Genomic DNA, 13,299 nt, shown 5'->3' with positions numbered 1-13,299 from the left:
GAGCAATGCAACAGCAAGACATCGTGATCGTGGGCATGGCGCGCACCGCCATGGGCGGCTTCCAGGGCGCTTTGGCGGCCAAGACGGCGGCGGAGCTGGGCGCGGCGGCGATCCAGGCCGCGGTGGAGCGCGCCGGCGTTCCGGCGGCGGACATCGACGAAGCCATCATCGGCTGCGTGCTGCCGGCCGGTCAGGGCCAGGCGCCGGCGCGTCAGGCGGCGCTGGGCGCGGGCCTGCCGCTGGCGGTGAACTGCACCACGGTCAACAAGATGTGCGGCTCCGGCATGAAGGCGGCGATGCTGGCCCATGATCTCTTGCGCGCCGGCAGCGCGCGGGTGATGGTGGCCGGCGGCATGGAGAGCATGAGCAACGCGCCCTATCTGATGACCAAGGCGCGGGCCGGCCTGCGCCTGGGCCATGGCGAAATCAAGGACCATATGTTCCTGGACGGCCTGGAGGACGCTTACGACAAGGGCAAGCTGATGGGGGTGTTCGCCGAATGGTGCGCGGAGAAGTACGGCTTCAGCCGCGAGGCCCAGGACGCTTTCGCCATCGCCTCGCTGAACCGCGCCCAGGCGGCCATCCGCGACGGCCTGTTCCGCGACGAGATCGCGCCGGTGACGGTCAGCGGCCGCGGCGGCGAGCAGGTGGTGGACACCGATGAGCAGCCCTTGAAGGCTAACGTCGACAAGATTCCGACGTTGAAACCGGCGTTCAAGAAGGACGGCACGGTGACGCCGGCCAACGCCAGTTCCATTTCCGACGGCGCCGCCGCGCTGGTGTTGATGACGGCGGAGGAGGCGGCGCGCCGCGGCCTGCGCCCGCTGGCCCGCATCGTCGGCCACGCTACCCACGCTCAGGAACCGGGCTGGTTCACCACCGCGCCGGTGGAGGCGATCCGCAAGCTGCTGGCCCAGGCGGGCTGGAGCGCCGGCGACGTCGATCTCTACGAGATCAACGAAGCCTTCGCCGTGGTGACCATGGCGGCGATGCAGGACTTGGGCCTGCCGCACGACAAGGTCAATGTGCATGGCGGCGCCTGCGCGCTGGGCCACCCCATCGGCGCCTCCGGCGCGCGCATCATCATCACCTTGCTGTCGGCGCTGCGTCAGCGCGGCGGCAAGCGCGGCGTGGCCAGCCTGTGCATAGGCGGCGGCGAGGCGACGGCGATGGCGCTGGAGTTGCTGTAAGCGCTTTTCAGGCGGCGAAGCTTGGTTGGGCCTAGCCCTCGGCCCACCAGCCTGGCCGGCCGCCGCGCAGCACGCCGCGCACCGGCTTGCGGCGGGCGATCAGCTCGGCGGAGCAACAGGCGTCCACCAGGGTCAGATCGGCGGCGTCGCCGACTTGCGGCCACACGCGGCGGCCGGCGTCGTCCAGCGGCGTCAGGCCGCGGCTGATGTGGCGCAAGGCGCGGCTCAGCGAGTATTCATCGTTCCAGCCGTGGCGCTCGCCCAGACGGCTGGCGCGCTCGACGATGCTGCCGCTGTTGTAGGGCGTCCAGTGGTCGTTGATATTGTCGTTGCCCAGGCTCAGCGGAATGCCGTGCGCGGCCAGGACGCGCGGCGGCGGCATCGGCACGTCGATGGGCGCCGCCGATACGATGGCGATGCCGCTGGCGGCCAGCGCCGCGCACACCTGGTCCAGCCGGGCCGGTTCCAGTTCCCCCAGACAGTAAGCGTGGCTGACGCTGACCCGGCCGGCCAGGCCGGCCGATTCGCTCAGCCGCGCCAGCCGTTCCAGCGTGTAGGCGCCCAGCTCGCCGCGCTCGTGCAGATGCAGGTCCACCGGCGCGCCGTGCTTAACCGCCAGCTCCAGCGTGGCGTGGAGCGAGCGTTCGATGTCGCCGTCCACGCTGGCCGGGTCCAGCCCGCCCACCACATTGAAACCGGAGGTCAGCGCCTGGTCCATCAGCTTGAGGGTGCCGCCGGACAGCAGACCGTGCTGAGGGAAGGCGACCAGCTCGTAATCCAGCCAATGCTTGCGGCTGTCCAGCGCCAGGCGCACTTGCTCCATGGTGGCGAGACCGGCCACCGGGTCCACATTGCAATGCACGCGGGCGAAGGCGACGCCGTCGGCGGCGATCAGGTCCAGCAGCGTTTCGGCGCGGCGCCGGGTGTCCGGTAGGAAATCCAGCAGGAAACCTTGTTCCTCGCGGATGCGCTCCGCCACGCTGACGAAGGGCGTGGCGGCGCGCCAAGGCCCGCCGTAATGGCCTTTGTCCAGGTGGATGTGCATGTCGGCGAAGGCCGGCAGCGCCAGCCAGCCGCGCGCGTCCCGGCGCGGCCGCCCGTCTTCCGGGACGGCGTCGAAGCGCAGTTCGGCGATGCGGCCGTCGGCGATCAGCAAATGGGCGCGGCGGGTGGCGGTGGCGACGATCTGGCCGGCGGCGTCGCGTTCGAAGCCGTCTTCCAGCAATAAGGGGCCAAGCCAGTAGGCGGGTAGGGCGGTCATGCGCGGTGTCCTTGCGGCGGGAGTGGCGGCGTCGCGCGGCGCGCGCGCGACAATGGATTTTTTATCGCTAAGCACAGAAGGGATTGCACTTTATTACGTTCGAATAATTGCGTTAGCATGGTTCGACAAACCAACTCTAAGAGAATTCTGCGATGAAGCTTACCTTGATCTCGCTGGCTTTTGTCGCCGCCAGCCTGGCCTTGCCGGCGCAGGCGGCCTCCGCGCCGGTTGACGGCCACGCCTTGCCGCCCGGCATCGCCTGGCTGCAGGGCGATGTGCCGGCGGCCTTCGCCAAGGCCAAATCGGAAAACAAGCCGCTGTTCCTGTACTGGGGCGCGGTATGGTGCCCGCCGTGCAACCAGGTCAAGGCCACCATTTTCAACCGCCAGGACTTCATCGCCCGCACCCGCCAGTTCGTGCCGGTCTACCTGGACGGGGACAGCCCGGACGCGCAAAAACTGGGCAGCGAATTCAAAGTGCGCGGCTACCCGACCATGATTCTGTTCCGGCCGGACGGCGCCGAGATCACCCGCCTGCCGGGCGAGGTGGACCCGGAGCGCTATTTGCGCACGCTGGAACTGGGGCTGGCGGCGGCGCGGCCGGTGAAGGCGCTGCTGCAGGCGGCCTTGGCCGGGGACAAGCTGGCGGACGGCGATTGGCAATTGCTGGCGGATTATTCCTGGGACACCGATCAGGCGCAGATCGTGCCGGAGAAACAGGTGGCGGCGACGCTGGCGGGTTTGGCGGACAAGGCGCCGGCGCAGCCGGCGGCCACCGCGCTGCGGCTGAAGCTGAAAGCGCTGGCCGCGGCTGCCGGCGAGGAGGCGCCGGTGCCGGACCGCGCGCAGGGCTTGAGCGTCGCAGGCGCCGCCTTGGCGCGGCCGCGCGCCAACGCCGACATCCTGATCAATAGCGCCGCCGACATCGTCAAGGCGCTGAGCGCGGAAGGGGCGCCGCGCCAGGCCTTGGCGGCGCAATGGGACGCCGCGCTGGAAAAACTGGCCGCGGACGCGGGCTTGTCCACCGCGGACCGCCTGGGCGCCTTGTCGTCGCGGCTGGCGCTGGCGCGTCTGAACCAGCCCAAGGGCGAGCTGCCGCGATCCTTGCGCGAGGAAGTCAAACAGCGGGTGGCGGCCGCGGACAAGGCCACCGGCAATCCTTACGAACGCCAGGCGGTGATCACCGCCGGCGCCGACCTGCTGACGCAAGCCGGCTGGCTGGACGAATCCGACGCGCTGCTGAAGGCGGAACTGAGCCGCTCCCACGCGCCGTACTACCACATGCTGATCCTGGCCTCCAACGCCAAGCAGCGCGGCGACAAGGCCGCGGCGCTGGACTGGTATCGGCAGGCTTACGAAGCGGCCAACGGCCCGGCCACGCGGCTGCAATGGGGCGTCAGCTATCTGAGCGGGGCGATTGAGCTGGCGCCGGCGGACGAGAAGCGGATAGAGAGTACCGCCAGCGCCATTTTCAAGGAAGCGGGCGGCACGCCCAGCGCCTTCTACGAGCGCAATCGGCGCTCGCTGGAAAAAGCGGTGAACCGGCTTAAAGCCTGGGGCCGGCAGCAACAGCAGGCGGCGGCGCTGGCGCGGCTGGCCGGGCAGCTGGACGAGGTGTGCGGCAAGCTGCCGGCCGGCGATCCGCAAAAGCCGGTGTGCGAGGGCCTGGCGCAGTCCGCTCGCTCTTGAGTCAACCGGCGGCGGGCAGCGCCGACAGCATCACCTTGTCGCGGCCGTGATGCTTGGCCTGGTAGAGCATGGCGTCGGCCTCGCAGAACAGGCTTTCCAGCGAGGCGTGGCTGCTGTTCAGACAGGCCACGCCCAGGCTGGCGGTGAAACGCAGCCGCGCGCCGGCGTCCGGCAGCGGCAGTTCGATGCGGGCGATGGCGGCGCGCAAGCGCTCCGCCACCTGCGCCGCCTGTTCGCGGCCGGTGTCCGGCAGCAGGATGCAGAATTCCTCGCCGCCGTGGCGGCCGATCAGATCGGTCTGCCGCGCCTGCCGGCGCAGACAGTCCGCCAGCGCGGTCAGCGCCTGGTCGCCGGCCAGGTGGCCGTGGCGGTCGTTGATGCTTTTGAAATGGTCCAGATCCAGCACGATCAGCGACAAGGCGCGCCGCTCGCGCTGAGCCAGGCGGAAGGCCGTCACCGCCTCCTCGTCGAAGCTGCGCCGGTTCAGCAAGCGGGTCAGGCTGTCGCTGCGCGATTGCTGCAACAGCTGATCCATCGCCCGTTCGTACACCAGGTAGAGCTGGCACACCACCACGCCGTAGCCGGACCACTGCGTCATCAGCAGCAAGAGGTTCTGTCTTTGGCTGGCCACTTCCATTTCCGGCTGTCCGGAAGACAGGGCCAGCGCCAACTGCGTCAGCTCCAGCAGCAGGGTCAGCACCGCCAGCGCCGAGGCCAGGGATTTGCCGGCGCGCGGGCTGTCTTGTTCCGCCTGCCACAGCCGCCAGGCAATCAGCCCCCACAGCAGGCAGCCGCCCAGCGAGAAGATGGCGTGGCGGGCCAGCGCCGAATGCGCCAGTCCGTCGTGGGCGAACAGCAGCAGCGGAATGAAGATCAAGGCCAGTCCCAAGGGCAGGCTGTATTGGCTGGAATGATTGTAAAAACGCTCGATGCTGATCAGCACCTGCAAGGCGGCCAGCTGGATCAACAGCTTGGCGCCGATGGAGATCAAGGCGGGGTCCAGATCCAGCGGGGCCAGGTAGAGCAGGCCGGCTGCCGCGTCCAGCAGGCCGCCGATGGCGAGCGCCAATACGGCGGGCTGGCGCTGGCTGCGTCGCCAGAACAGGAAGGTGACCAGGGAGATGACCAGGCTGTAGCCGGCGGTGCAAGCCAGCGTTGTCCGTGGGTCGAGGAAAAATGACATCGTGTTCTATGGGCAAGGAGCGTCTGGCAGGGTATCGGCCAGGCAAGCGCACGACAATAGCAGTCTATTGATATTCATACAATTTCACTCTGAAATAAAACGCCGCCCCATGCCATGGGATGCGGCGGGTGCGCTACAATTATCTCTTTTGATTGTTGGTCTGCATCATGGACAAGCCGCGGTATCCGATCAGCGAGCGCGAAGTGGAATTCAGCGCGATGCGCGCGCAAGGCGCGGGCGGGCAAAACGTCAACAAAGTGTCGTCGGCGGTGCACCTACGCTTCGACGTGCGCGCCTCCTCCTTGCCGGAATGGCTGCGCGAGCGGCTGCTGGCCCAGCCGGACCAACGCTTGAACAAGGACGGGGTGCTGGTGATCAAGGCGCAGCAGCACCGCACTCAGGAATTGAACCGCGCCGACGCGCTGCAGCGCCTGCAGGCCTGGGTCGACGCCGCCAGCCACATCCCCAAGGCGCGCCGCGCCACCAAACCCACTTACGGCTCCAAGCAGCGGCGGCTGGCCGGCAAGACGCGGCGCGGCGAGGTCAAGTCCCTGCGCGGCAAAGTGGATCTATAGCCGGCCCAATTGCTTCGGCGGAATCGCGGGAATGTATTAGTGTTAATGCTGTGGGCATTAATATTGAGGCAAAGGGGCCGCGATGAAAGGCTTGACGATTAGGGCGCAGCTGCAGCTGCTGGCTTTCGGCATAGTGGTGTCCTGCCTGCTGATCGGCGCGGTCGGCTACCAAAGCACGGCGCACCTGGCGCGCAGCATCAATGAGTTGTTGGACAGCCAGGGCGCGGTGCGCCGGCAGATGGACGCCGACATGATGCACGACGCGGTGCACGGCGACGTTCTGGCGCTGATGCTGGCGCAGAAGAACGGCGATCGCGCCGCGCTGACGGAAATCCGCAAGGACGTGGACGAGCACCGCAAGCGCTTTCTCGGCGCGATGAAGGAAAACCAGGACAAGATCAACGATCCCGACGCCCGCGCCTTGCTGCAGCAGATCCTGCCGGTGGTGGAGCGCTACACCGCCGCCGCCGCCGCCATCGTCGCGGTCGGCTTCGACCAGCCGGAACAGGCGACGGCCAAGCTGAAGGATTTCCAGCAGGACTTCGCGCTGCTGGAAGACAAGATGGAAAAACTGGCCGACGCCATCGACAACGGTTCGCGGCGGCAGAACGACAGCACGGTGGCGCAGGTGGGCGTGGCCGCCGTGCTCATCATCGTCGCGGCGCTGGCCGCGGCCTTGCTGATGGCCTTGCTGTGCTGGTGGGTGGCGCGTTCGGTGCTGCCGCCGATCGAGCGTTTCAAGGACGCGGCGCAACGCATAGAGCGCAGCGGCGATCTGTCCATCCGCGCGCAGGCGGGGCGGCGCGACGAGCTGGGCGCCGCCATCGGCGAATTCAACACCTTGATGGACACCTTGCAAGGCATTGTCGGCAAGGTGGGCCAGACTTCCGGTGCGCTGGGAGACTCCGTCGACGAGATTTCCCAGCTCACCCAGAGCGTGGAGCAGGCCAGCCGGCTGCAAACCGATTCGGCGCAGTCCATGGCCGGCGCCATCCAGCAATTGGCCGACCACCTGGCCAGCGTGGCCGAGCACGCCGACAGCACTTTGCGGATCGCCGGCGAAGTGGGTCAATGCTCGAGCGAGGGCAGCAAGGCGGTGCAGCAGACCGTGGGCAATATCGGCAACCTGGCCCAGACCATTCATCACAGCGCCAACAGTGTGCAATTGCTGGAGGGCGACATCCGCAAGATAGGCGGCATGGTGGATTCGATCCGCGGCATTGCCGAGCAAACCAATCTCCTGGCCTTGAACGCCGCCATCGAAGCCGCGCGCGCCGGCGAATCCGGCCGCGGTTTCGCCGTGGTGGCCGACGAGGTGCGCGCGCTGGCGGAGCGCACTTCGCAGGCGACGGCGGACATCGTCAACGTCATTTCCCAGCTGCAAGCCACCTCGGAGCAAGTGGTCAGCGGCATGGAAAACGGCGTAGGCCAGGTGGAGCAGGGCGTGGAGCTGGTGAAGCAGCTGGGCGGCATGGTGGACCAGATCGGCCGCCAGGCTGGGGTGGCGGAGGAGCGCATCCGCAATATTTCCCGGCTGCTGGACAATCAAAAAGAGGCCGGCGCGCAAATCCTGGTCAACGTCGACGCGGTGACCCAGCATGCCGGGACCACCAGCCGTTCGGTGGAGCAGGTGCAGGACGAATTGCTGCAGCTGCGCGGCCATTTTGGCGAACTGAGCGAGTCCATCCGCCATATGCGGGTCTGATCCGGTTTGGCCGTCACGGCCGGCGCGGGTAGAATGCACGGTTTTTCGACACGCGAAAGCGATGTGAGGATTCGGCCATGGCCAAGAAACAAAAACAAGACGAGTTGGACGAGGAAACCCGCGCGTTGCTGGAATGGTGCGCCGAGGTGGAAACCCATCTGGTGGCGGCCGGCGCCACGGTGGCGGAGGCGCAGGAGCATATCGAGGAACAGGCGGAGTGGTACACCGACCAGTACTACGACGGCCTGAGCCCGGAAGAGGCGGCGCGGGCGGCGCTGAAATGAGTCGACGCATCGCCGTCATCGATTTCGAAACCAACGGCGCGTCCCCGGGACGCGACTGTCGCGCCACCGAAATCGGCGTGGCGCTGCTGGAGGACGGCCGCATCGTCGGCCGTTACCAAAGCCTGATCAACGCCGGGGTGTGGATTCCGCCGATGATTGAGCGGCTGACCGGCATCAGCAACGCGATGCTGCGCGACGCGCCGCCGCCGGCGGTGGCGATGGCCGAAGCGGCGCGCTTCGTCGGCGACACGCCGCTGGCCGCTCACAACGCCAGCTTCGACCGCAAGTTCTGGGACTACGAGCTGGCCCAGCTGGGCCTGTCGCGCAGCCAGGACTTCGCCTGCACCCTGCTGCTGTCGCGCCGGGTGCTGCCGCAGGCGCCGGACCACAAGCTGGGCACTTTGGCGCGCTGGCTGAGCCTGCCGGACACCGGCCGCGCCCACCGCGCGCTGGCCGACGCGGAAATGGCCGCGCATTTGCTATCGCATTTGCAGGGCGAACTGAGCAGCCGCTATGGCGCGCATCTGTGTGAGCACGGCCAGCTGTGCGGCATGCAGAAGATCAGCACGGCCAAGATAGGCCAGTATCTGCAAGCCCAGGCCGGCTGAACCGCGGTCCGCGTCGTGATGAGGCGGCGCAAATCTCAGCCGCTTTCGTCTGGCGTGCCGACGCCAAACTCCGGTCTGGCCGCGAACCAGGCCAGCGCCCGTTCGCGCAAGGCGGCGACGGCCGGCGTCTCCGCGCGCTCCCGCAGGCAGGCCAGCACGATGCGTTGTGCCGGCAGCGGATCGGCGATGGGCCGCAGCGCCAGCGGCCGGCCGTCATAGCTGTGGTCGCCGCTGGGCCGGGTGTAGGCGATGGCCACGCCCAGGCCGTGAGCCACCATGCCGCGTTGCAGCTCAAGGCTGCGGACCGACTCCAGCCGGGCCGGCCGCAGGCCGTGCATGCGCAGCAAGTCCAGAAAATGCGGGCCGCTGTGCGCCTGCTCGGTCAGCAAGAGCGGCCATTCGCATAATTCCCTCAAGCCCACCTGTTCGTTTCGCGCCAGCGGATGATCGGCCGCCAGCAGCGCGTGGGGCGCCAGCGTGCGCAGTTCGGTCAGCGCCAGCGCGGGCGGCAGCGCCAGATCGTAGCTGATGGCGACGTCCAGCCCGCCTTGCAGCAATTGCGGGCCGATCAGGTCGAAGCCGCACTCCCGCGGCTCCACGCGCAAGGACGGATGCCGCTCGCGCAGCGCGCGCAGCAAGGGCGGCAGACAGTAGGGCGCCAGATCCTCGAAGCAAGCCAAGGCCAATTCCCCGGCCAAGGCGTCCGCGCCGTCGGCCAGCCCCTCCAACGCCATCGCGGCTTCCACGGTCCGTCGCGCCTGCGCCAGCGCTTGCCGGCCAAACGGCGTCGTCGCCATGCCGGAGCCGCGGGTGCGCACGAACAAGGCCTGTCCCAGGATGCCTTCCAGCTCTCCGACGGCGGCGGATACCGCCGGCTGGGAGACGTTCAGCCGTTCGGCCGCGGCGCTGATGCCGCCGTGACGGGCCACGGCCAGCGCGTAGCGCAATTGACGCAAGGTCAGCTTCATCGCTTTTTCCGAGGAGAATGATCAAAACATATTATTTTATTTTGGCATGGACTTGCGCTGATAGTGAGGGCAGTCGCCCGCAGTGGCGGCGTGTATCCATACAAGAGGAGGAGAAGCCCATGTCAGCCTGTCCCGAAATGTCCACCGCCGACATCGCCGCCTTTCAGCGCGACGGCGCCGTCTGCCTGCGCGGCCTGTTCCGCGATTGGGTGGATGTCATCGCCGCCGGCATCGAGCGTAATCTGCATGCGCCCGGCCCTACGCCGGCAATGTGGTCGCCGCCGGCGAGCCGGGCTCCTTCTTCGAGGATTATTGCAACTGGCGGCGTATTCCCGAATTCGAGGCGGTGGTGACGGAGTCGCCGGCCGCCGCGGCCGCGGCTACCCTGATGCGCTCGACCCGCGCGCAATTCTTCCACGAGCATGTGCTGGTCAAGGAGCCCGGCACTCACAAGCCCACGCCCTGGCATCAGGACATCCCGTATTACTTCGTCGACGGCGAACAGACCGCCAGTTTCTGGATTCCGGTGGACCCGGTGCGCGAAGCCACTTTGCGGCTGGTCGCCGGTTCGCATCGCTGGGAGGAATGGGTGCGGCCGGTGCGCTGGAAAGACGATTCCGGCTTCTACGAGGGCGACGCGCGCCGCTACCGCGACGCGCCGGATCCGGACAGCGAGCCGGGCATGCGGGTGCTGGAGTGGGCTTTGGAGCCGGGCGACGCGGTGCTGTTCGATTTCCGCACCGTGCACGGCGCGCGCGGCAATCCCGGCGGCGGACGGCGGCGCGCGCTGTCCTTGCGCTGGCTGGGCGACGACGCGCGTTACGCCGAGCGTCCGGGACGCACCTCGCCGCCGTATCCGGAGCACGGCATGAGGCCGGGCCAGCGCCTGCGCGAGGATTGGTTTCCGGTGCTGTGGCCGGCGGCCTGAGGTCTGTCAGGCGGTCCAGCGCATCAGGAATTCGCCGTCGGCGTATTGGATATCGACAAAGCCTAGGCGCAGGTAGAGCCGTCGCGCCGGATTACGCTCCAGCACGCTGAGTTCCAAGGCGGCTCCTGCGTGTTCGGCCTCGCGTTGCAGACTGCGGATCAGCTTGCCGCCCAGGCCGCGGCCATGGCAGTCCGGCAGCAGTTGCAACTGGATCAACCGCCAAGCGGGGAGCCGGCGCGCGACTTTGAGCAGACCGATGTCCCGTTCGCCTTCGAGGATGATGGAGGCGTGTTCGAAACCATCGTGGACTCGGCTCAGGAGTGCATCTTCATCACAGGGCGGCCCGCCGTTTGCAGATGGGGACCCATGCTGGCGCGGCGCAGCGCCAGTAGGAAGGCGAGGTCGCCGCGGACGGCCGGGCGCAAGGCGATGGGTTGGCTCAGCGTTTTTCTCCTGACGTCGAGCTTGGAGACGCGGTGTTTTGCACCATAAGAGAACGGCCCGCCAAGGCGGGCCGTTTGTTCAGATCAGGCGTCCAGTCCTTGCTGGGCCAGCGCCGCGGCGCGCAGAACGGCGCGCGCCTTGTTCTGGGTTTCCTGCCATTCCATGTCCGGCGAGGAGTCGGCGACGATGCCGGCGCCGGCCTGCACATAGAGCATGCGGTTCTTCAATACCGCGGTGCGGATGGCGATGCACAGGTCCATATCGCCGTTGAAGCCCAGATAGCCGACCGCGCCGCCGTAGATGCCGCGCTTGCTGGGCTCGAACTGGTCGATGATCTCCATCGCCCGCACCTTGGGCGCGCCGGACAGGGTGCCGGCCGGAAAAGTGGCCTTGAGCACATCGATGTTCGACACCTCGGGGCCGACCTTGCCTTCCACGCTGGACACGATGTGCATCACATGGGAATAGCGCTCGATCGCCATATTGTCGGTGACGCGCACGCTGCCGGTGGCGGCGACGCGGCCTACGTCGTTGCGGCCCAGATCCATCAGCATCACGTGTTCGGCGATTTCCTTGGGGTCGGCCAGCAATTCGGCCGCCAGCGCCTCGTCCTGCTCGCGGGTCTGGCCGCGCGGGCGGGTGCCGGCGATGGGGCGCACGGTGACAGTGTCCTGTTCGCGGCGCACCAGGATTTCCGGCGAGGCGCCCACCACGTGGAAGTCGTCGAAGTGATAGAGGAACATATAGGGCGACGGGTTCAGGCTGCGCAGCGCGCGGTAGAGGCTGAGCGGGGACTCCGCGAACGGCATCTGCATGCGCTGCGACAGCACCACCTGCATGATGTCGCCGTCGTGGATGTAGCGCTTGCAGGCGGACACCGCGTCCTTGAACGCCTGTTCGCCGTATTCCGACGCCGATTGCGTGCCTTGGGCCGGCAAGGACAAGGGCGCTTCCAGCGGTTCGCGCAGGCGGGCGCGCAGTTGCGCCAGTCGCGCCTCGGCTTTCAGCAAGGCGTTGGGCACTTCCGGATCGGCGTAGACGATCAGATAAAGCTTGCCGGACAGATTGTCCACCACGGCCAATTCCTCGGACACCATCAGCAGCATGTCCGGCGTGCCTATGGTGTCGGGCTTGCTGGTTTCGGACAGCCGCTTTTCGATGTGGCGTATGGTGTCGTAGCCGAAATAGCCGACCAGACCGCCGGCGAAGCGCGGCAGGCCGGGTTGCGGCGGGGTGCGGAAGCGCTGTTGGAAGGCTTCGATGAAGGCCAGCGGATCGCCGCTGTGACGCTCGATCACCTTGTCGCCGTATTCCACCTGCACCTGCTGGCCGTTGACCCGCAAGCGGGTGGTGGACGGCAGGCCGATGAAGGAGTAGCGGCCAAAGCGCTCGCCGCCGACGACGGACTCCAAAAGATAGGAATAGGGCTGGTTGGCCAGCTTCAGGTAGACCGACATCGGAGTGTCGAGATCGGCGAACAATTCCAGGCTGACCGGAATGCGGTTGTAGCCGGCGGCGGCCAGGCGGTTGAATTCTTCATGGGTCATGGCGGGTCCTGCGCTCTTGTGGTCGTGGTGAGGTCGAATGCAGCTTGTCAAACAGGCATTGAGCGGCGCCATCGGCATCCAAGCCGGTATCCTTGCTTCGTCATGAAGTCGTCATCCGTAAAAGAAGTTATCAGCTGATCAGCTATTCTTCATCAAATCGTATAGTTCGGCAATATTGGACACCGTGAGATCGGCGCCCAGCGCGGCGGCGTCGGCATAGCCGTAGCTGACGGCCACGGCGGCGCAGCCGGCATTGCGGGCGGCCAGCACGTCGTTGGCGGAGTCGCCGACCATGGCCATCTGTTCAGGTTGTATGCCCAAAACCTGGCAAACGTGCAGCAAGGGCAGCGCCGACGGTTTCTTTTCCGCCAGGGTGTCGCCGCCGATGACCAGGCTGAAGCAATCGCGCAGCCCCAGTTGTTCCAGCAGCGGCAGCGCCAGCCGTTCGGATTTATTGGTGATCACCGCCAGCGGCAGCTGCAGCGCGCGCAGCAGGCCCAGGCCGTCGGTCACGCCCGGATAGATGGTGGTGTTGTCGCTCAGGTGCTCGCGGTAGTACTGGATGAAGAAGACGTAGCCGCGTTCCCACAGCGCCGGATCGGCCTGGCCGTCGCGCTCATTGGTCAGCGCGCGGTGCACCAGGCTGGCGATGCCGTCGCCGACGTGTTCTTGAATGCGCAGCGCCGGCAGCGGCGGCAGGTCCAGATGTTCGCGCATGGCGTTGGCGGCGGCGGCCAGATCCGGGATGGAATCGACCAGGGTGCCGTCCAGATCGAAGGCGACGGCTTTGATGTGTTTCAGGTTCATAAGCGTTTCAGCGCGGCGGCCTTGGCCGCCGCCGGTTTGGTTTAGTTTAAGGCGGGCTTGCCGTGTCGCGCCTCGCTACGCGCGGCAGGTTTTGAACCGCTTCTCAGAACG

Annotated in this window: 14 protein-coding genes; 7 read left to right on the top strand and 7 right to left on the bottom strand. The window is 67.2% G+C overall.

The features are described from left to right. The first annotated feature begins 5 nt into the window (after positions 1–5). The gene (locus HQN78_RS07490) at positions 6–1,190 is read left to right on the top strand and encodes an acetyl-CoA C-acyltransferase (RefSeq protein WP_235088813.1); all 1,185 of its coding nucleotides are present in this window, start codon (positions 6–8) and stop codon (positions 1,188–1,190) included. A gap of 31 nt (positions 1,191–1,221) precedes the next feature. On the opposite strand, the gene HQN78_RS07485 is transcribed toward HQN78_RS07490, so the two are convergent. Next, the gene (locus tag HQN78_RS07485; RefSeq protein WP_235088812.1) at positions 1,222–2,451 is read right to left on the bottom strand and encodes an amidohydrolase; all 1,230 of its coding nucleotides are present in this window, start codon (positions 2,449–2,451) and stop codon (positions 1,222–1,224) included. Between the two features lie 152 nt (positions 2,452–2,603). On the opposite strand from HQN78_RS07485, the gene HQN78_RS07480 reads away from it, so the two are divergent. Continuing rightward, the gene (locus tag HQN78_RS07480) at positions 2,604–4,139 is read left to right on the top strand and encodes a thioredoxin family protein (RefSeq protein ID WP_235088810.1); all 1,536 of its coding nucleotides are present in this window, start codon (positions 2,604–2,606) and stop codon (positions 4,137–4,139) included. Position 4,140: 1 nt separating this feature from the next. Here HQN78_RS07480 and HQN78_RS07475 read toward each other — a convergent pair whose 3' ends face one another. Continuing rightward, on the bottom strand, positions 4,141–5,322 hold the full coding sequence (locus tag HQN78_RS07475) for a diguanylate cyclase (RefSeq protein WP_235088809.1): 1,182 nt from the start codon (positions 5,320–5,322) through the stop codon (positions 4,141–4,143). Positions 5,323–5,489: 167 nt separating this feature from the next. Between HQN78_RS07475 and arfB the strand changes: the two genes are divergently transcribed. The 4 genes from arfB to HQN78_RS07455 all read left to right on the top strand — a co-directional run bounded on the left by arfB (position 5,490) and on the right by HQN78_RS07455 (position 8,494). Then, positions 5,490–5,897: an alternative ribosome rescue aminoacyl-tRNA hydrolase ArfB gene (gene arfB / locus HQN78_RS07470; RefSeq protein WP_081544746.1), complete on the top strand. Its 408-nt coding sequence runs from the start codon at positions 5,490–5,492 to the stop codon at positions 5,895–5,897. Positions 5,898–5,979: 82 nt separating this feature from the next. Next, on the top strand, positions 5,980–7,602 hold the full coding sequence (locus HQN78_RS07465) for a methyl-accepting chemotaxis protein (protein ID WP_107799233.1): 1,623 nt from the start codon (positions 5,980–5,982) through the stop codon (positions 7,600–7,602). 77 nt (positions 7,603–7,679) lie between these two features. Continuing rightward, positions 7,680–7,886 carry a hypothetical protein gene (locus HQN78_RS07460; protein WP_019101381.1) on the top strand — a complete coding sequence of 69 codons (207 nt, stop codon included), beginning with the start codon at positions 7,680–7,682 and terminating at the stop codon, positions 7,884–7,886. Next, positions 7,883–8,494 (top strand): PolC-type DNA polymerase III, encoded by a 612-nt coding sequence (locus tag HQN78_RS07455; RefSeq protein WP_235088808.1) that lies wholly within the window; start codon positions 7,883–7,885, stop codon positions 8,492–8,494. Before HQN78_RS07460 ends, HQN78_RS07455 begins: the two co-directional genes overlap by 4 nt. Before the next feature lie 35 nt (positions 8,495–8,529). Here HQN78_RS07455 and HQN78_RS07450 read toward each other — a convergent pair whose 3' ends face one another. Both HQN78_RS07450 and HQN78_RS25475 read right to left on the bottom strand, forming a co-directional pair. Continuing rightward, entirely contained in the window at positions 8,530–9,462 is a 933-nt protein-coding gene (locus HQN78_RS07450; protein ID WP_235088807.1) for a LysR family transcriptional regulator, read from the bottom strand. A 122-nt stretch (positions 9,463–9,584) separates the two neighbouring features. After that, entirely contained in the window at positions 9,585–9,710 is a 126-nt protein-coding gene (locus HQN78_RS25475; protein WP_255701221.1) for a hypothetical protein, read from the bottom strand. A 23-nt stretch (positions 9,711–9,733) separates the two neighbouring features. Between HQN78_RS25475 and HQN78_RS07445 the strand changes: the two genes are divergently transcribed. Next, a complete protein-coding gene (locus HQN78_RS07445; RefSeq protein ID WP_235088805.1) occupies positions 9,734–10,390 on the top strand; it encodes a phytanoyl-CoA dioxygenase family protein in 657 nt (218 codons plus the stop codon). Between the two features lie 6 nt (positions 10,391–10,396). Here the strand turns inward: HQN78_RS07445 and HQN78_RS07440 are convergent, their stop codons facing one another. The 3 genes from HQN78_RS07440 to HQN78_RS07430 all read right to left on the bottom strand — a co-directional run bounded on the left by HQN78_RS07440 (position 10,397) and on the right by HQN78_RS07430 (position 13,188). Further along, positions 10,397–10,708: an N-acetyltransferase gene (locus tag HQN78_RS07440; protein ID WP_255701245.1), complete on the bottom strand. Its 312-nt coding sequence runs from the start codon at positions 10,706–10,708 to the stop codon at positions 10,397–10,399. Between the two features lie 209 nt (positions 10,709–10,917). Beyond that, complete coding sequence (gene trpE / locus HQN78_RS07435) at positions 10,918–12,381, bottom strand: anthranilate synthase component I (RefSeq protein ID WP_107799228.1); 1,464 nt, start codon at positions 12,379–12,381, stop codon at positions 10,918–10,920. Positions 12,382–12,519: 138 nt separating this feature from the next. After that, complete coding sequence (locus HQN78_RS07430; protein WP_107799227.1) at positions 12,520–13,188, bottom strand: phosphoglycolate phosphatase; 669 nt, start codon at positions 13,186–13,188, stop codon at positions 12,520–12,522. Positions 13,189–13,299 lie beyond the last annotated feature (111 nt).

The organism is Chromobacterium sp. Beijing, from assembly GCF_021496765.1.
Taxonomy (GTDB): domain Bacteria; phylum Pseudomonadota; class Gammaproteobacteria; order Burkholderiales; family Chromobacteriaceae; genus Chromobacterium.
Note: the sequence above shows the minus strand (reverse complement) of the source record. Positions and strands in the feature narration are given on the sequence as shown.

Bases quoted from the DNA above. Each gene is read 5' to 3' on its own strand.
- HQN78_RS07475 (WP_235088809.1), bottom strand. From the start codon at position 5,322: ATGTCATTTTTCCTCGACCCACGGACAACGCTGGCTTGCACCGCCGGC.
- HQN78_RS07460 (WP_019101381.1), top strand. From the start codon at position 7,680: ATGGCCAAGAAACAAAAACAAGACGAGTTGGACGAGGAAACCCGCGCG.
- arfB (WP_081544746.1), top strand. From the start codon at position 5,490: ATGGACAAGCCGCGGTATCCGATCAGCGAGCGCGAAGTGGAATTCAGC.
- HQN78_RS07485 (WP_235088812.1), bottom strand. From the start codon at position 2,451: ATGACCGCCCTACCCGCCTACTGGCTTGGCCCCTTATTGCTGGAAGAC.
- HQN78_RS07480 (WP_235088810.1), top strand. From the start codon at position 2,604: ATGAAGCTTACCTTGATCTCGCTGGCTTTTGTCGCCGCCAGCCTGGCC.
- HQN78_RS25475 (WP_255701221.1), bottom strand. From the start codon at position 9,710: ATGCAGATTACGCTCGATGCCGGCGGCGATGACATCCACCCAATCGCG.
- HQN78_RS07450 (WP_235088807.1), bottom strand. From the start codon at position 9,462: ATGAAGCTGACCTTGCGTCAATTGCGCTACGCGCTGGCCGTGGCCCGT.
- trpE (WP_107799228.1), bottom strand. From the start codon at position 12,381: ATGACCCATGAAGAATTCAACCGCCTGGCCGCCGCCGGCTACAACCGC.
- HQN78_RS07455 (WP_235088808.1), top strand. From the start codon at position 7,883: ATGAGTCGACGCATCGCCGTCATCGATTTCGAAACCAACGGCGCGTCC.
- HQN78_RS07465 (WP_107799233.1), top strand. From the start codon at position 5,980: ATGAAAGGCTTGACGATTAGGGCGCAGCTGCAGCTGCTGGCTTTCGGC.
- HQN78_RS07490 (WP_235088813.1), top strand. From the start codon at position 6: ATGCAACAGCAAGACATCGTGATCGTGGGCATGGCGCGCACCGCCATG.
- HQN78_RS07430 (WP_107799227.1), bottom strand. From the start codon at position 13,188: ATGAACCTGAAACACATCAAAGCCGTCGCCTTCGATCTGGACGGCACC.